At 62.2% G+C, this 16,562-nt stretch carries 14 protein-coding genes; 8 read left to right on the plus strand and 6 right to left on the minus strand.

Going from position 1 to position 16,562, the window contains the following annotated elements:
* Window positions 1-139: 139 nt before the first annotated feature.
* The gene (locus tag BLS41_RS16645; protein WP_074766757.1) at window positions 140-535 is read right to left on the minus strand and encodes a hypothetical protein; all 396 of its coding nucleotides are present in this window, start codon (window positions 533-535) and stop codon (window positions 140-142) included.
* Window positions 536-733: 198 nt separating this feature from the next.
* Here BLS41_RS16645 and BLS41_RS16650 point away from each other — a divergent pair, with 198 nt between their 5' ends.
* The gene (locus tag BLS41_RS16650; protein WP_074766759.1) at window positions 734-2,260 is read left to right on the plus strand and encodes an AMP nucleosidase; all 1,527 of its coding nucleotides are present in this window, start codon (window positions 734-736) and stop codon (window positions 2,258-2,260) included.
* A gap of 61 nt (window positions 2,261-2,321) precedes the next feature.
* Here the strand turns inward: BLS41_RS16650 and BLS41_RS16655 are convergent, their stop codons facing one another.
* The 3 genes from BLS41_RS16655 to BLS41_RS16670 form a co-directional block, all read right to left on the minus strand.
* A complete protein-coding gene (locus BLS41_RS16655; RefSeq protein WP_074766761.1) occupies window positions 2,322-2,852 on the minus strand; it encodes a chromate transporter in 531 nt (176 codons plus the stop codon).
* The gene (locus tag BLS41_RS16660) at window positions 2,849-3,418 is read right to left on the minus strand and encodes a chromate transporter (RefSeq protein WP_074766762.1); all 570 of its coding nucleotides are present in this window, start codon (window positions 3,416-3,418) and stop codon (window positions 2,849-2,851) included. Before BLS41_RS16660 ends, BLS41_RS16655 begins: the two co-directional genes overlap by 4 nt.
* A gap of 256 nt (window positions 3,419-3,674) precedes the next feature.
* A complete protein-coding gene (locus BLS41_RS16670) occupies window positions 3,675-4,418 on the minus strand; it encodes an LOG family protein (protein WP_074766765.1) in 744 nt (247 codons plus the stop codon).
* Window position 4,419: 1 nt separating this feature from the next.
* Between BLS41_RS16670 and polA the strand changes: the two genes are divergently transcribed.
* The 3 genes from polA to BLS41_RS16685 all read left to right on the plus strand — a co-directional run bounded on the left by polA (window position 4,420) and on the right by BLS41_RS16685 (window position 9,622).
* Window positions 4,420-7,161, plus strand: a complete 2,742-nt coding sequence (gene polA / locus BLS41_RS16675; protein ID WP_074766767.1) for a DNA polymerase I — start codon at window positions 4,420-4,422, stop codon at window positions 7,159-7,161.
* 156 nt (window positions 7,162-7,317) lie between these two features.
* Window positions 7,318-8,670 carry an NAD(P)/FAD-dependent oxidoreductase gene (locus BLS41_RS16680; protein ID WP_074766770.1) on the plus strand — a complete coding sequence of 451 codons (1,353 nt, stop codon included), beginning with the start codon at window positions 7,318-7,320 and terminating at the stop codon, window positions 8,668-8,670.
* Window positions 8,671-8,752: 82 nt separating this feature from the next.
* On the plus strand, window positions 8,753-9,622 hold the full coding sequence (locus tag BLS41_RS16685) for a dienelactone hydrolase family protein (protein ID WP_074766772.1): 870 nt from the start codon (window positions 8,753-8,755) through the stop codon (window positions 9,620-9,622).
* 129 nt (window positions 9,623-9,751) lie between these two features.
* Here the strand turns inward: BLS41_RS16685 and BLS41_RS16690 are convergent, their stop codons facing one another.
* Together BLS41_RS16690 and BLS41_RS16695 are read right to left on the minus strand one after the other, a co-directional pair.
* Window positions 9,752-10,621 (minus strand): sulfurtransferase, encoded by an 870-nt coding sequence (locus tag BLS41_RS16690; RefSeq protein WP_074766774.1) that lies wholly within the window; start codon window positions 10,619-10,621, stop codon window positions 9,752-9,754.
* Window positions 10,622-10,927: 306 nt separating this feature from the next.
* The gene (locus tag BLS41_RS16695) at window positions 10,928-12,034 is read right to left on the minus strand and encodes an aromatic ring-hydroxylating oxygenase subunit alpha (RefSeq protein WP_074766777.1); all 1,107 of its coding nucleotides are present in this window, start codon (window positions 12,032-12,034) and stop codon (window positions 10,928-10,930) included.
* Window positions 12,035-12,321: 287 nt separating this feature from the next.
* Here BLS41_RS16695 and BLS41_RS16700 point away from each other — a divergent pair, with 287 nt between their 5' ends.
* The 4 genes from BLS41_RS16700 (at window position 12,322) to folE2 (ending at window position 16,550) form a co-directional block, all read left to right on the plus strand.
* Window positions 12,322-12,630: an exodeoxyribonuclease VII small subunit gene (locus tag BLS41_RS16700; RefSeq protein WP_074766779.1), complete on the plus strand. Its 309-nt coding sequence runs from the start codon at window positions 12,322-12,324 to the stop codon at window positions 12,628-12,630.
* Complete coding sequence (locus BLS41_RS16705) at window positions 12,627-13,508, plus strand: polyprenyl synthetase family protein (protein WP_074766781.1); 882 nt, start codon at window positions 12,627-12,629, stop codon at window positions 13,506-13,508. The genes BLS41_RS16700 and BLS41_RS16705 overlap by 4 nt, the downstream gene beginning before the upstream one ends.
* Before the next feature lie 85 nt (window positions 13,509-13,593).
* Window positions 13,594-15,501 (plus strand): 1-deoxy-D-xylulose-5-phosphate synthase, encoded by a 1,908-nt coding sequence (gene dxs / locus BLS41_RS16710; protein ID WP_074770999.1) that lies wholly within the window; start codon window positions 13,594-13,596, stop codon window positions 15,499-15,501.
* Window positions 15,502-15,743: 242 nt separating this feature from the next.
* The gene (gene folE2, locus BLS41_RS16715) at window positions 15,744-16,550 is read left to right on the plus strand and encodes a GTP cyclohydrolase FolE2 (protein ID WP_074766783.1); all 807 of its coding nucleotides are present in this window, start codon (window positions 15,744-15,746) and stop codon (window positions 16,548-16,550) included.
* Window positions 16,551-16,562: the final 12 nt, after the last annotated feature.

Consider the following 16,562-nt stretch of genomic DNA (forward strand, 5'->3'; position numbering starts at 1 on the left):
AGGCTGGCGAGCGCGATATTTCCACCTCACCCCGCCGAACTGACGCCGTGCAAACCGCTTGAACAACCCGGACGCCGCTTCGCGTCCACCCTCACAAAACCTGGACGGCAACCACGCCCGGCAGCCACCCAGGCACGAATCAATAGCTCAAATGGACCGACGGCAAGCGCGTGCTCGCGCGGCCATTGTCGCGCACCGTAGGCGACGTGTCGGCAGGCGCGCTCATCTGGTAACGCGTGCCGAAGTTCGACCTTACGTTGATTTCCACCGGCTTGCCCTTGTCGCGGTATTCGGTGATTTCAGTGCCGTTCGGGCTGGTTTCCTGAAAGCTCGGCGTACGCGGGACGTTGATTTCGACCTTCGAGCTGACCTCGGCGGCCGGACGATTGATCTTCGCCAGGTCGGGCAGACCGGCCCGCTCGTTGGCGGACTGAGGCGCGTCTGGCGAAGGGGTGTCGTCGACAGGCTGGGCAGCCATCGCGGCGTTGCCAAAGGCGAGGGCCAGTGCAACGGCGACGGGAAGGAGCGGCTTCATGGTGATTCTCCAAAATGGTCCCCGATTCTAGCAAATCCAGTCTGGCGTACGGGGCGCGATCGCCTTATTTTGCGCCGCTTTCACGCGATCTGCCCGCAATCCCGCCGGGGCGCGGCGACATGTGTTGCAACGCCGCCAGGTCATTTGGCTATCACGGGTTCCGTGGTAATGTCGTCTCATCAATAGGGGCACATGAAGATGAAGAACGATACCAATCAACGTGCAGTGCAAACTCCTGCCAACACCTTCCCAACCGAATCGTTCGATGACGCGACCGACGCCGTCACGCGTCTCTCGGCGATCTACGAAGCGAACACTTCGTTTTTGCGCGACGCCTTCGCGCGCTATCGCAGGAACGAGTCGTTCGAAAGCCGCGTGCGCGCGTGTTATCCGTTTGTGCGCGTGTGTACCGAGGTCAACACGCATATCGACTCGCGTCGCTCGTATGGTTTCGTGGCCGGCCCGGGCGAGTTCGAAACAACCGTGACGCGCCCCGATCTGTTCGGCGATTACTACCGCGAACAGTTGCGTCTGCTGGCGAAAAACCATCATGTGAAGATCGAAGTGGGCGTGTCGGATCAGCCGATTCCGATTCACTTCGCGTTCGCCGAAGGCATTCATCTGGAAGGCGATCTCGACCGCGAGCGTCTGTTCCTGATGCGCGACGTGTTCGACACACCCGACCTCGCGCTGCTCGACGACCGCATTGTGAACGGCACGTATGAACCGGGGCCGGGCGAGCCGCATCCGCTCGCGCTGTTCACGGCGGCGCGGGTCGATTTCTCGCTGCATCGGCTGAAGCATTACACCGCTACGTCGCCCACGCATTGCCAGAATTACGTGCTGTACACGAACTACCAGTTCTATATCGACGAGTTCGTCAAACTCGGCCGCACGATGATGGCCCATACCGACGACGCCGAATTGCGCGCGTATCGCAGCGAATACACGTCGTTTGTCGAACCGGGCGATGTGGTCACGTACAACGAGAATCTCGGCGAGCAATCGCAGGAAGGTACGGCGCCGCCGCGTCTGCCGCAAATGCCTGCGTATCACCTGAAGCGCGCGGACGGCAGCGGCATCACGATGGTCAACATCGGCGTGGGACCGTCGAACGCGAAGACGATCACCGATCACATCGCCGTGCTGCGTCCGCACGCGTGGATAATGCTCGGCCACTGCGCGGGTCTGCGCAATACGCAGCGTCTCGGCGACTACGTGCTCGCACACGGCTACGTGCGTGAAGACCACGTACTCGACGACGATTTGCCGCTGTGGGTGCCGATTCCGGCGCTCGCCGAAGTGCAGGTTGCGCTGGAGCGTGCGGTCGCGCAGGTTACGCAACTGGACGGCGTCGAGTTGAAGCGCGTGATGCGTACGGGCACGGTCGCGAGTGTCGATAACCGCAACTGGGAGTTGCGCGATCATCGTGAGCCGGTGCAGCGGCTGTCGCAAAGCCGCGCGGTCGCGCTCGATATGGAAAGCGCGACGATCGCCGCGAACGGCTTCCGTTTCCGCGTGCCTTACGGCACCTTACTCTGCGTGTCGGATAAGCCTTTGCATGGCGAACTGAAATTGCCTGGCATGGCGGATCAGTTTTATCGCGCGCAGGTCGACCAGCATTTGCAGATCGGCGTGAAGGCGATGGAGTTGCTGCGGATGAATGGGCTGCATCGTCTGCATAGCCGGAAGCTGCGGAGTTTCGCGGAAGTGGCGTTCCAGTAAGCGCTGGTCAGGTTTGCGGGCGTGCGAAAAAACCCCCGTGCGCCTGCAAACCGCTTCAACGTCATAGCTGCCCGAAACCCGTCAACCCGATCAGGCTCCCCGCTGCCAGCAGCCACAACGGATGAATCCGCGTTTTCATCGCCATCACGGCGGTGAACGCGGTGATTGCCCACGCAATCGCCGTCGGGTCCGACGCGCGGGCGATCAACGCCGCACTCGCCGCGACGATGCCGGCCGTCACCGGCACCAAACCCAGCTGCGCGTAGCGCCGCCACGGACGGTCCTTGAACCGCTCCCACGCATGCAGCGCGAGAATCGTCACGATCGACGACGGCCCGAACTTCGCGATCGACGTCACCAGCATCCCGGCCCACCCGGCCACATGCCAGCCGATCAGCGTGACGATCATCAGATTCGGTCCTGGCGCGGCCTGCGCAAGCGCGAACAACGCGCTGAATTCGCTGGCCGGCATCCAGTGATGCACGTCTACGACCTGACGTTGCATCTCCGGGAGAATCGTATTGCCGCCGCCGAACGCGAGCAGCGAAAGCTGGCTGAAAATAACCGCAAGCGAAATGAGCGTGTCGTTCATCGCGCGCTCCTCGATGCGATATAGATGCTGAGCGGTGTCAATACGAGCATGGTGGGCAGAAGCGGTAATCGCAAAACAGCAATCGCGACGAAGCCGAGCACGGCGATGAGTGCGGCCATCGGTTTATTGCGCAACGGCAGCACGATTTTGACGGCCATCGAGATGAGCACGCCCGCTGCGGCAGCGGCAAGTCCTGCAAACAGATGGCGAATATGCGGATCGTTTTGCGTGCGCTCATAGAGCACGCCCAGTCCGATCACAACGAGCGATGGCCCCGCGATCAGGCCTAACAAACCGGCCAATGCGCCGGGTACGCCGCGAAAGCGCATGCCCATTGCCACCGACAGATTGATCACGTTGCCGCCCGGCAAAAATTGGCATAAGCCGAGCAGATCGGTGAAATCGTCGGCGCTCAGCCAGCGGCGCTGTTCGACCAGCGCGCGGCGTGCGAGCGGCAGTGCGCCGCCAAAAGAAATCAACCCGAGCCCGAGAAAGCCGCCGAAGATTTGCCGTAATGTGGGCGTAGGCGCGAGTGCGGGTTCGGTCGAAGTGAGATCGTGATTCATGTCGCTGAGCTTCCGGTTCAAGCTCAGCAGGTTAGCGCCGAACGGGCGGCGAGCGGAAGGATTTTTTGCGGGCTGCGCAGCGATTCTGCCTGCCTTGCAAGCCGTAATGCACGGCCGTTTCGTCGCGCCTGTTCAGTCGATGAAACGAAAACGGGCAGCCAGATTCTGGCTGCCCGCTAAAGGTCATGTGCCGCGCTACCGCATACTCACTTCGCGCCTGTTGGACGCAAAGTAACGCACAGCACCAGCCTCGACATCACAGATAAAACATCCGGTCTTCATCCGATTTCGCCGGATGCGGCTCCGTCTCCTCACGGTCTTCATAAAACTTCAGCACCGCTTCGAGCACCTGATCCGGATCGTCGATCACCTGCATCAGATCCATGTCGGTCGGATTGATCAGGCCCATCGGCGTGAGCGAATTCTTGAACCACGCAAGCAGGCCTTCCCAGAACTCCGCACCGACCAGAATGATCGGAACGTGGCGCGACTTCTTGGTTTGAATCAGCGTGAGCACTTCGGCGAGTTCGTCGAGCGTGCCGAAGCCGCCCGGCATCACGATGACCGCGTCCGAGTTCTTCACGAACGTGACCTTGCGCGTGAAGAAATGGCGGAAGCGCAGCGAGATGTCCTGCCACTGATTGCCCGATTGCTCGTGCGGCAGTTCGATATTCAGACCGACCGACGGCGCCTTGCCCGCATGCGCACCCTTGTTGGCCGCTTCCATGATGCCGGGGCCGCCACCCGAGATAACCGCGAAGCCTGCGTCCGACAACTTGCGCGCGATTTGCGTGGCGAGTTTGTAGTACGGCGAGTTCGGTTTCAGTCGCGCCGAACCGTAGATGCTGACGGCCGGGCGAATCTCCGAGAGGTACTCGGTCGCCTCGATAAACTCTGCCATAATCGTGAACATCTGCCACGATGCGCGGGCCTTCTTGGCCGTTGCGCGCTCTTGATCTGCGAGTGATCGCAGGCTCGGAATCACTTTTCTCTTAGTCATAATGCCTGAAGAACGAAGCCTTGAAGGTAAGACCCTGCTATTGGTCGACGGTTCGAGTTATCTGTACCGGGCCTACCATGCGATGCCGGATCTCCGCGGCCCCGATGGTGGTCCAACGGGTGCGCTCTACGGAATGATCAACATGCTGCGGCGCATGCGCAAGGAAGTCACAGCAGAGTATAGCGCGTGCGTGTTCGACGCCAAGGGCAAAACATTTCGCGACGACTGGTATCCCGATTACAAGGCGAATCGTCCGTCGATGCCCGACGATCTGTCGCGTCAGATCGAGCCGATTCACGTGGCCGTGCGCGCGCTCGGCTGGCCGTTGCTGATGATCGAAGGCGTCGAAGCCGACGACGTGATCGGTACGCTCAGCACCGAAGCCGAGAAGCGCGGCATGAACGTGATCGTGTCGACTGGGGACAAGGATCTGGCGCAGCTCGTGTCGGATCATGTCACCCTCATCAATACGATGACGAACGAAAAGCTCGACCGCGCCGGCGTGATCGCCAAATTCGGCGTGCCGCCGGAGCGCATCATCGACTACCTGTCGCTGATCGGCGATACCGTCGACAACGTGCCGGGCGTCGATAAGTGTGGGCCGAAAACCGCGCTCAAATGGCTCACGCAATTCGACTCGCTAGATGGCATCGTCGCACACGCGGACGAGATCAAAGGTGCGGTAGGAGACAATTTGCGGCGGGCTCTCGACTTTCTGCCGATGGCGCGCAAACTCGTCACCGTCGAGCGCAATTGCAGTTTGACCGACCATATCGTGTCGATTGAGGAAAGCCTGCAAAGCCGGCCCGAATCGCGCGAGGAATTGCGTGACGTGTTCACGCGGCACGGCTTCAAGACCTGGCTGCGCGAAGTCGAAATCGCCGACGCGGTCGAAGGTCCTGAAACGGATGTGCCGCCCGCATTGTCGGTGGATCACGAGAAGCACTACGACACCGTGCAGACGTGGGAGCAATTCGACGCGTGGCTCGAGAAAATCAACGCGGCCGAGCTGACTTCGTTCGACACCGAAACCACGTCGCTCGATCCGATGACCGCGCAGATCGTGGGCCTGTCGTTCTCCGTCGAGCCGGGCCGTGCCTGTTACGTGCCGGTTGCGCACCGCGGTCCTGACGCGCCCGTGCAGCTTCCGCGCGACGAAGTGCTCGCGAAGCTCAAACCGTGGCTCGAAAGCGGCGACCACAAGAAGGTCGGTCAGCATCTGAAATACGACGAGCAGGTGCTGGCGAATTACGGCATCGAAATGCGCGGTATCGAACACGACACGCTGCTGCAATCGTACGTGCTCGAATCGCATCGCACGCATGACATGGACAGCCTCGCGTTGCGCCATCTCGGCATGAAGACGATCAAGTACGAAGAGGTCGCGGGCAAGGGCGCGTCACAAATCGGCTTCGACGAAGTCGCGCTCGAACAGGCGGCCGAATACGCAGCGGAAGACGCCGACATCACGTTGCGTCTGCATCTGGCGATGTATCCGCAAGTGGCGGCCGAGAAGGCGCTCGATCACGTGTACAAGGCGATCGAGGTGCCGACGTCACGCGTATTGCGCAAGATGGAACGCACCGGCGTGCTGATCGACGCCGAAAAACTGCGCGCGCAAAGCAGCGAAATCGCCACGCGTCTGATCCAGCTGGAAAGCGAAGCGTACGTGCTGGCCGGCGGCGAATTCAATCTGGGTTCGCCGAAGCAGATCGGACAGATTTTCTTCGAGAAGCTGGAGTTGCCGGTCGTCAAGAAGACCCCGAGCGGCGCACCGTCCACCGACGAAGAAGTGCTGCAGAAGCTCGCCGAAGACTATCCGCTGCCGAAGATCCTGCTCGAACATCGTGGCTTGTCGAAGCTGAAGTCGACCTACACCGACAAGCTGCCGCGCATGGTCAACGCGCAGACCGGACGTGTGCATACGAACTATGCGCAAGCCGTTGCGGTCACGGGGCGTCTCGCATCGAACGATCCGAATTTGCAGAACATTCCCGTGCGTACCGGCGAAGGCCGCCGCATTCGTGAGGCGTTCATTGCACCGCCAGGACATAAGCTGGTGTCCGCCGACTATTCTCAAATCGAATTGCGGATCATGGCGCATATTTCCGGCGACGAATCGTTGCTGCGCTCGTTCTCGCAAGGCGAGGACATTCACCGTGCAACGGCTGCGGAAATTTTCAGCGTGACGCCGCTCGAAGTGTCGAACGATCAGCGCCGGGTGGCGAAGGTCATCAACTTCGGCCTGATCTACGGCATGAGCGCGTTTGGCCTCGCGGCGAATCTCGGCATCACGCGCGACGCGGCGAAGATGTATATCGACCGCTATTTCGCGCGTTATCCGGGTGTCGCGCGATATATGGAAGAAACGCGTTTGAGCGCGAAGGCGAAGGGCTATGTCGAAACGGTGTTTGGCCGCCGCTTGTGGCTGCCGGAGATCAACGGCGGTAATGGCCCGCGTCGTCAGGGCGCAGAGCGCGCAGCCATCAACGCGCCGATGCAGGGCACGGCCGCCGATCTGATCAAGCTGTCGATGATCGCGGTACAGAAGTGGATCGAAGAATCGAAGATCGGCACGCGCATGATCATGCAGGTGCACGACGAATTGATCCTCGAAGTGCCGGACGCGGAATTGTCTGAAGTGCGCAAGCGTCTGCCGGAACTGATGTGCGGTGTCGCCCAGCTGAAAGTGCCGCTGGTCGCCGACGTGGGCGCCGGTCTGAACTGGGAAGAAGCGCATTGATGCGCAGGTAGCCACACGCGATAACGTCGTGCGCATGTCACACATGTGCACTGACGGCTTGTGACAACCCGTGCTGCTCGCGGACAATCGCTGGAAGGCGGCGCGCCCAGGCGCGTCGTCACGACGGATAATTCATCGGCAAACACGGAGAGTGCAATGCATCGATTTATCGTCGTTGGCGGGGGAGCAGGGGGGCTGGAACTGGCCACGCGTCTTGGCGACCGCTATGGCTCCGGCAAGAAGCGCGGCGAGCGCGCGCTGGTCACGCTGGTCGACCGCAATCCCACGCACATCTGGAAACCGCTGCTGCATGAAGTCGCAGCCGGCAGCATGGACCCGTTCACGCAGGAACTCGAATATGCCGCGCAAGCCCGCTGGCACGGCTTTGAGTTTCAACAGGGCGATCTGACCGGGCTCGATCGAACGAACAAGCGTCTCACACTGGGTATCGTGCTCGACGACGATGGCGCCGAACTGCTCCCCGAACGCGTACTCGAATACGACACGCTGGTGATTGCGATTGGCAGCACCACGGCGTTCTTCGGCGTGAAAGGCGCACCCGAGTTCTCCCTCGCACTCGATACAGTCGGCCAGGCCGAGCGCTTCCGCAAACGCCTGATCGCAGCATGCATGCGCGCCGAGCATCAGGTGCATGAGCCGGTCGAATCGCGACCGGGGCCGGGCACGTCGACCGCCAGTGAGCCGCGCATTCAGGTCGCGATTGTCGGCGGCGGGGCGACGGGTGTCGAACTGTCGGCGGAATTGCGCAACACCGCGCAGGTGCTGTCCGCGTATGGGTTGCACAAGCTTGATCCGCGGCACGATGTGGGCATCGTGCTGATCGAGGCGGGGCCGCGCATCTTGCCGGCGTTGCAGGAACGCGTTTCCACCGCCACCGCCGAACTGCTCACCAAACTCGGCGTGAAGCTGATGATTGGCGAGACGGTGGCGGAAGTCGCGCCGGGCATTATCCGCACGGCAAGCGGCCATACGGTGCGCGCCGATCTGACCGTGTGGGCGGCGGGCATCAAGGCGCCGCCGATTCTCAGTCAGCTCGACGGCCTGCCGGTCAACCGGCTCGGTCAACTCGTCGTGCGCCGCACACTGCAAACCGAAATCGACGACGACATTTTCGCGCTCGGCGATTGCGCCGCCTGCCCGTGGCCCGGCAACGAGCGCAACGTGCCGCCGCGCGCGCAGGCCGCGCATCAGCAGGCCAGTTTCCTGATGAAAGCACTGGCGGCGCGGCTCGGCAACCAGCCGCTGCCGGAATTCACCTATCGCGACTTCGGCTCGCTGGTGTCGCTCGGGCATTTCAGCGCGGTCGGCAATCTGATGGGCGGGGTGATCGGCGGAAATATGCTGATCGAGGGGCTGTTCGCGCGCTTTATGTATATGTCGCTGTACCGGCTGCACATTGCGGCGCTGCACGGCTATGCGCGGATGGTGCTCGATACCTTCGCGCACTGGCTGCGCCGCTCCACGCTGCCGCGCGTCAAGCTGCACTGAGCGCTCGCGGACGGTTGCTTCTGCAACAGGATGCGCGTCCGGCGTATCCTGTTGCATCAAATAATCTATCTAGGAGCGCTGGATGCTGAAACCCGAAATCGATAGCCTGGTTCCACACGTCCCATTCAACCGCCGTACCTTCATCAAGGCCGCGCTCGGCACTGGTTTTGCGGCAGCGGTGCTGCCGGTGTCGGCGCAAACCATCCATACCGATAGCGACGGCCTCGAAGCCGGCGAAATCGCCGTGCATTCGGGCGGCACGCTGGTGCCCGCCTATCGCGCGCAACCGAAGGGCAAGACGCACTTGCCGGTGATCATCGTCGTGCATGAGATTTTCGGCGTGCACGAACATATCGCCGATGTGTGCCGCCGCTTCGCCAAGCAGGGTTATCTGGCGATTGCGCCGAATCTGTACGAGCGCGAGGGCGATCCGACCGTCTACACAAGCATGCAGCAGCTCAACGAACAACTGGTCAGCAAGGTGCCGGACGAGCAGGTGCTGGCCGACCTCGACGCAACGGTCGCCTGGGCCGGCGAGAACGGCGGCGATCTGAACCGGCTCGGCGTGAATGGCTTCTGCTGGGGCGGGCGGATCGCGTGGCTGTACGCCGAGCACAACCCGCGTCTGAAGGCGGGCGTGGCGTGGTACGGGCGTGTCACGGGACAGAAAACCGCCAACACCCCCGCCAATCCGCTCGACGAAGTGGCGCAGTTGCACGCGCCGGTTCTCGGTCTGTATGGGCGGCAGGATCAAAGCATCCCGCAAGACACGCTCGAGCAGATGAAGCAGGCGATCGCGCAAGGTCCGGAGGCGGGGCGCGGCTCGCAGTTCGTCGTGTACGACGACGCGGGCCACGCGTTTTTCGCGGATTATCGGCCGAGCTACAAGAAGGCCGATGCCGAGGATGGCTGGCGTCGGGCGCTGGTGTGGTTCAAGCAGCACGGCGTGTGAGTTGATGCGGGGCGCGGCTGGACACGCGCTGCAATAGCCGGCGCCCTTTGCTTGAGATAAAAAAAGGCCGTTGCCGCATGTCCGCGGCAACGGCCTTTTGATTTTCCTTCGACTTACAGCTGCCCGCGCTTACGGATTAGGACCCGTCGCCACCGGCCGCTTCGAATCCGAACTCCACTCGCTCCATGAGCCCGCATACAACGCAGCGCCGTGCAGGCCGGCGACTTCCATCGCCAGGGCATTGACGCAAGCCGTCACGCCCGAGCCGCATTGCAGGACCACATGCTCCGGCGGCGTGTCGGCCAGCAGCGCGTGAAACTCCTCGCGCAACGTGTGCGCGGGCTTGAAGCGGCCGTCGGCGGTGAGGTTGTCCTTGAAGAAGCGGTTCAGCGCGCCGGGAATATGGCCGCCGACGCGGTCCAGTGTCTCGTTCTCGCCGCGATAGCGATCGGCCGCGCGGGCGTCGACCACCACGCGTTCTTTAGAGCCGATATTGCGTTCCACGGCCTGTGCGTCGACCGTCACGGCGAGCGGCGCGCCAGCCTTGAAGTCGCCGGTGTTCTGTGCGGGGACGTCCTGCGTCAACGATTGGCCGGCGGCCTGCCATGCCTGCAATCCGCCGTCGAGCAGAGCCACCGCGTCGTGCCCGAGCCAGCGCAACAGCCACCAGGCGCGGGCGGCGTACATACCGCCTTGTGCGTCATAAGCGATCACTTGCTGACCTTGCTTGAGCCCGCGCGACTCCAGCGTTTCCACGAGCCGCGCGCGATCCGGCAATGGATGCCGGCCATTCGTGCCGGTCTTCGGTCCCGACAGATCCCGATCGAGATGCAGATAATGCGCGCCCGGCAGATGCCCGGCCAGATACGCTTTCTCTCCCGCTTCCGGGTCGGCCAGATCGAACCGGCACTCGATGACGAACACGCTGCCTGGCGCGGCCGCGAGCCGTTCCGCGAGATTCGCCGCGGATATCAGTGTGGTGTAGTGAGTGTGGGGCATGACGTCTCCTGTCGACCAGAGTTGGCACTTTAGCGCCTGGCTATGGTTCCATGAAAGCTCGAATCGGGCGATGGCGGCTCCGTTCCGGCGTACTGATGTTCAGGCGCGTAAACGGATGGCCGATCCCGCTAGTCTAAACAAAAAAAGACGGGCCGAAGCCCGTCTTTCTTGTGCTGCCCGAAGGTAATGCGTGAGCATTTGCTCCGATCTCGTGCGAGATTTTGCCGCGAAGAATTTGTCTGCCGGAGAAGCGGATCAAACGCGAACGGCACAAGGCCGTGGCGTTGAAAAAGCTCCCGCAACGGATCAGATCTCGCCCAGTTCGCGCCGCAAAAATTCGTGGAAGTGCTGCATGCCGTCTTCCATCGGACTTTGATAAGGACCGACCTGCGATTCGCCGCGATTCATCAGCGCGCGACGGCCGGCGTCCATGCGTTCGGCGATCTCGTCGTCCTCACGGGCGGTTTCCATATAGGCGGCGCGTTCGGCCTCAACGAAATCGCGTTCGAACAGCGCGATTTCCTCAGGGTAATAGAACTCGACCACATTGGTGGTTTTCTGCGGACCGCGCGGAATCAGCCACGACACCACCAGCACATGCGGATACCACTCGATCATGATGCCGGGGTAGTACACCATCCAGATCGCGCCGAATTCCGGCGGATTGCCGTCACGGAAACGCAGCACCTGGTCGTGCCACTTGCGGTACGTCGGGCTGCCCGGCTGTTCCAGATCCTTGTGCACGCCAACTGTCTGGACGCTGTACCAGTCGCCGAACTCCCAGGTCAGATCGTCGCAGTTGACGAAACTGCCGAGGCCCGGATGGAACGGCGCGACGTGATAGTCCTCCAGATAGACCTCGATGAAGGTCTTCCAGTTGTAGTTGCACTCGTGCACCTCGACGTGATCGAACATGAAGCCCGAAAAATCGAAGTGCTGTTTGGTGCCCAGACGAGCCAGATCGCGCGCGACGTCGCGGCCCTGCGCTTCGAACAGCAGCCCTTGCCAGTTCTGCAACGGCGTGGCGCCGAGATTCAGGCAGGGGTTGTCTGCGAAATGCGGCGCGCCGAGAAGCTCGCCTTTGAGATCGTAGGTCCAGCGATGCAACGGGCAGACGATGTTCTCCGTCTGGCCGCGACCATTGAGCATGATGGCCTGCCGGTGGCGGCACACGTTCGACAGCAATTCGACCTGCGACTGCTGGTTGCGGACGAGCACGCGCCCCTCGCTTTCGCTGGGCAAGGCAAAATAATTCCCCGCTTCGGGCACCATGAGATCGTGGCCGATGTAACGAGGACCTTTCTTGAAAAGGGTTTCGATTTCGCGCGTAAGGAGCGCTTCGTCAAAGTAAGCCGTGACTGGCAGCTGGCTGTGAATAGACCGCAACTGCAATGCATTGCTCAGATTGGACATTCCCACTCCCGTGAAGACGTGAAAGCAGTGAACAACCCAACCATCGATAGATTCGATTTAGGGAGCCTGCGATTATAACAGTTTCGCCATGTCTGGGGCGCTTAAGTGCCTGATTTGGGTCAAAAAAGTCATGAAAGTTCGACCTTTTAGCCGCAGACTGATCGTTTTTTTTCTGCGAGACTGCTGGGGCGGCGCGGGATTCACGGGTGAGAGGGAAGGCGGCGAGCGGATCGGAATTGTCGCTTTTGCCGTAGAATGTCCGACTTGTTTTAATTTTGCGACTATTCATGGCGAAGACCGCGTCGAAAGAACCTGCAGCCGCGCCTGCTGAAGGCGTCGATAACACGCCGTTGCCCGGCAACTACGAGGCCGCGCAGGCAGAGCTGGAAGAGCTGGTTGCGCGCATGGAAGGCGGCAGCCTGAGTCTCGAAGAGTCGCTCACCGCCTACCGGCGCGGTGCGGCTCTGGTGGCGTTTTGTCAGCAGCAGCTCGAAAAGGTCGAGCAGCAGGTCCGCGTGCTCGATGGCGAGACGCTCAAGCCTCTGCCCATGAATACCGCAGGCACAGCCGCTACTGAAAGCGGGGACGACCTATGACATTCGAACAATGGACGCGCTCGGTACTCGAACGCGTCGAAACGGCACTTGAACACTATCTGCCGACCGAGGCGACCGAGCCCGCGAAACTGCACGAGGCCATGCGCTATGCGGTGCTGGGCGGCGGCAAGCGGGTTCGCCCGCTGCTGTGCCATGCGGCCGGCGAGCTGACCGGCGCGCGCGCCGAATGCCTGGATGCGGCAGCGGCAGCGCTGGAAATGATCCACGTGTACTCGCTCGTGCACGACGACATGCCCTGTATGGACGACGACGCGTTGCGTCGCGGCAAGCCGACGGTACACGTCAAATATGACGAAGCGACGGCATTGCTGGTCGGCGACGCGCTGCAATCGCAAGCTTTCGTTGCGCTGACGTCCGAGGTTCTGGCGCCGGCGCAGCAGGCTTCGCTGGTGCGTGAACTGGCGTTGGCGAGCGGCTCGATCGGCATGTGCGGCGGTCAGGCAATCGATCTTGCTAGCGTCGGCCACACGCTGACGCGTCCGCAACTGGAAACCATGCATCGGCTGAAAACCGGTGCATTGCTGCGCGCCGCGGTGCGCATGGGCGCACTGGCGGGCGAAACGCCGGACGCGGAAGCCATGCGTGCACTCGACGCCTATTCGGCCGCTGTCGGCCTCGCGTTTCAGGTCGTCGACGACATTCTCGACGTCACGACCGACTCCGCGACGCTCGGCAAGACCGCAGGCAAAGACGCGAAGGACGGCAAGCCGACCTACGTGTCGATTATTGGCCTTGACGCTTCCCGTGCGCTCGCAGCGCAACTGCGCAGCGACGCCCACGCCGCGATTGCGCCGTTCGGCGCACGCGCGCAGCGTCTTGCCGAATTGGCCGACCTGGTAGTGAACCGGGTTAGCTGAACGCGAAAGCCCGCCGCCGCGCACCTTTATCCCCGGGTGCATGTATGAAGTGCGGGCGCGTAAGTTTTCCTACAATGGAACGACGATGTACGACTTGCTGAAAACCATTGACGACCCGGCAGCCTTGCGCCGCCTCGATCGCCGCCAGTTGCAACCGCTTGCAGACGAGTTGCGTGCCTTTGTGCTCGACAGCGTATCGCAGACGGGCGGCCATCTTTCGTCCAACCTCGGCACGGTCGAGTTGACCATTGCTCTGCACTATGTGTTCGACACACCGCGCGACCGGATTGTCTGGGACGTCGGTCATCAAACGTACCCGCACAAGATCCTGACGGGTCGCCGCGACAAGATGCACACGCTGCGTCAGCTCGACGGGATTTCGGGCTTCCCGAAGCGCGACGAGTCGGAATACGACACGTTCGGCACCGCGCACTCCAGCACGTCCATTTCGGCTGCGCTCGGCATGGCGGTCGCGAGCAAGCTGCAGGGCGATAACCGCATGGGCATCGCCGTGATCGGCGACGGCGCCATGACGGCTGGCATGGCTTTCGAGGCGATGAACAACGCCGGTGTCGAAGACGACGTGCCGCTGCTGGTCATCCTGAACGACAACGACATGTCGATTTCGCCGCCGGTCGGCGCGCTGAATCGCCATCTCGCGCGCCTGATGTCGGGCCGTTTCTACGCCGCCGCGCGTGCGGGCGTCGAACGCGTGCTGCGCGTCGCGCCGCCGATGCTCGACCTGGCTCGCAAGCTCGAAGAGCACGCTAAGGGCATGATCGTGCCGGCCACGCTGTTCGAAGAGTTCGGCTTCAACTACATCGGCCCGATCGACGGTCACGACCTCGATTCGCTGATCCCGACGCTGCAGAACATCAAGGAACTGCGCGGTCCGCAATTCCTGCACGTCGTCACGAAGAAGGGTCAGGGCTACAAGCTGGCCGAGGCCGATCCGGTGCTTTACCACGGCCCGGGCAAGTTCAACCCGGCGGAAGGCATCAAGCCGGCCACCACACCGTCGAAGAAGACCTACACGCAAGTGTTCGGCGAGTGGCTGTGCGACGCGGCCGAGCTGGACGCGCGCGTCGTCGGTATCACGCCGGCCATGCGCGAAGGTTCGGGCATGGTCGAGTTCGAGAAGCGCTTCCCGGAGCGTTACTTCGACGTCGGCATTGCCGAGCAGCACGCCGTGACCTTCGCGGGCGGTCTGGCTGCGGACGGCATGAAGCCGGTCGTGGCGATCTACTCGACCTTCCTGCAACGTGCGTACGATCAGTTGATCCACGACGTCGCGCTGCAAAATCTGCCAGTGGTGTTCGCGATCGACCGCGCGGGTCTGGTCGGCGCGGACGGCGCCACGCACGCAGGCGCTTACGATCTCGCGTTCCTGCGCTGCATCCCGAACATGACGGTGATGGCTGCGTCGGACGAAAACGAATGCCGTCAGATGTTGTACACGGCGTTGCAGCAACCGAATCCGACGGCGGTGCGTTATCCGCGCGGTGCGGGTACGGGTGTCGCCACCGTCAAGCAGATGGCGGCGTTGCCGATCGGCAAGGGCGAAGTGCGTCGCGAAACCTCGCAGCCGGCCGGCAAGCGCATTGCGATTCTGGCGTTCGGCACGATGGTTGCGCCGTCGCTCGCAGCCGCTGAGCAACTGGACGCGACGGTCGCGAACATGCGCTTCGTCAAGCCGCTCGACGCCGAACTGGTCCGCCAGCTGGCCGAAACGCACGACGCCATCGTCACCGTCGAAGAAGGCTGTGTGATGGGCGGTGCAGGTTCGGCTTGCGTCGAAGCCCTGCTTGAAAGTGGGGTTATTCGTCCCGTACTACAATTGGGCCTCCCCGACCAGTTCATCGATCATGGGGATCCGGCCAAGCTGCTCGCCGCGTGCGGTCTCGACGCTACGGGCATCGCCAAGTCGATTCGCGAGCGCTTTCTGTCGAGCGGCGCGGTCGGCGGTCAATCTTCGGTGAAGCGCGTCGCTTAATTGCGCTGCCGTTTGCCATGTTGCCGCTGTGTCAGCGCGGCCATGGCGGTTTCCCACTTGAATCGGTGAGCCTCTGGCCCATCTTAAAACGCCGGCCCAGGCCGGCGTTCGCCGTTGCGCATCCTGATTCGCACGGCCGCCGAGCACCCCATCCGGTCGACTCGCGACAGCCCTCGATCCCCAACGGGATCGTCGGGCGCGGACAACCTGGGCGGCCCGGCGTCTCCTGAAAGGACAAAAAAATGAACCAGATGAATCCCGCCTTTGTGATGCCCGACGTGCAAAGCACGCCCGATACGCGTCAAATTCCGATTCAACGAGTCGGCGTCAAGGGCGTGCGTCATCCGTTGACGGTGCGTACGCAAGCCGGCGAAGTGCAGCCGACGGTCGGCACGTGGAACCTCGACGTGCATCTGCCGGCTGAGCAGAAGGGCACGCACATGTCGCGTTTCGTCGCGTTGCTCGAAGAGAACAAGGCGCCGCTCGAATCGGCCACGTTCCGCACGATGCTCGCGGCGATGCTCGACAAGCTCGAAGCCGAAGCGGGCCGTATCGAAGTGTCGTTCCCGTACTTCGTGAACAAGACCGCGCCGGTGTCGGGCGTGCAAAGTCTGCTCGACTATGAGGTCACGTTGACCGGCGACGCGCGCAACGGCGCGACGCGTCTGTTCCTGAAAGTGCTGGTGCCGGTCACGAGCCTGTGCCCGTGTTCGAAGAAAATCTCGCAGTACGGCGCGCACAATCAGCGCTCGCACGTGACGATCAACGCCGAACTCACGGGCGATGTGGCCGTTGAAGAACTGGTGCGGATCGCCGAAGAAGAGGCGTCGTGCGAACTGTGGGGCCTGCTCAAGCGCCCGGATGAGAAGTTCGTCACCGAGCGCGCGTATGAAAATCCGAAGTTCGTCGAAGACCTCGTGCGCGACGTCGCGCAACGTCTGAATGCGGACGAGCGGATTGTCGCGTATTCGCTCGAAGCCGAGAACTTCGAGTCGATTCACAATCACAGCGCGTATGCGGTGATCGAGCGGGACAAGCGGGTGGCCTGACCGTCACGCAGC

The sequence above is a fragment of the Paraburkholderia fungorum genome, assembly GCF_900099835.1.
Lineage (GTDB): Bacteria > Pseudomonadota > Gammaproteobacteria > Burkholderiales > Burkholderiaceae > Paraburkholderia > Paraburkholderia fungorum_A.

What these genes read in the sequence shown, in the direction of transcription:
- BLS41_RS16645 (WP_074766757.1), bottom strand. Translation starts at nt 535, where the DNA reads ATGAAGCCGCTCCTTCCCGTCGCCGTTGCACTGGCCCTCGCCTTTGGC.
- BLS41_RS16650 (WP_074766759.1), top strand. Translation starts at nt 734, where the DNA reads ATGAAGAACGATACCAATCAACGTGCAGTGCAAACTCCTGCCAACACC.
- BLS41_RS16655 (WP_074766761.1), bottom strand. Translation starts at nt 2,852, where the DNA reads ATGAACGACACGCTCATTTCGCTTGCGGTTATTTTCAGCCAGCTTTCG.
- BLS41_RS16660 (WP_074766762.1), bottom strand. Translation starts at nt 3,418, where the DNA reads ATGAATCACGATCTCACTTCGACCGAACCCGCACTCGCGCCTACGCCC.
- BLS41_RS16670 (WP_074766765.1), bottom strand. Translation starts at nt 4,418, where the DNA reads ATGACTAAGAGAAAAGTGATTCCGAGCCTGCGATCACTCGCAGATCAA.
- polA (WP_074766767.1), top strand. Translation starts at nt 4,420, where the DNA reads ATGCCTGAAGAACGAAGCCTTGAAGGTAAGACCCTGCTATTGGTCGAC.
- BLS41_RS16680 (WP_074766770.1), top strand. Translation starts at nt 7,318, where the DNA reads ATGCATCGATTTATCGTCGTTGGCGGGGGAGCAGGGGGGCTGGAACTG.
- BLS41_RS16685 (WP_074766772.1), top strand. Translation starts at nt 8,753, where the DNA reads ATGCTGAAACCCGAAATCGATAGCCTGGTTCCACACGTCCCATTCAAC.
- BLS41_RS16690 (WP_074766774.1), bottom strand. Translation starts at nt 10,621, where the DNA reads ATGCCCCACACTCACTACACCACACTGATATCCGCGGCGAATCTCGCG.
- BLS41_RS16695 (WP_074766777.1), bottom strand. Translation starts at nt 12,034, where the DNA reads ATGTCCAATCTGAGCAATGCATTGCAGTTGCGGTCTATTCACAGCCAG.
- BLS41_RS16700 (WP_074766779.1), top strand. Translation starts at nt 12,322, where the DNA reads ATGGCGAAGACCGCGTCGAAAGAACCTGCAGCCGCGCCTGCTGAAGGC.
- BLS41_RS16705 (WP_074766781.1), top strand. Translation starts at nt 12,627, where the DNA reads ATGACATTCGAACAATGGACGCGCTCGGTACTCGAACGCGTCGAAACG.
- dxs (WP_074770999.1), top strand. Translation starts at nt 13,594, where the DNA reads ATGTACGACTTGCTGAAAACCATTGACGACCCGGCAGCCTTGCGCCGC.
- folE2 (WP_074766783.1), top strand. Translation starts at nt 15,744, where the DNA reads ATGAACCAGATGAATCCCGCCTTTGTGATGCCCGACGTGCAAAGCACG.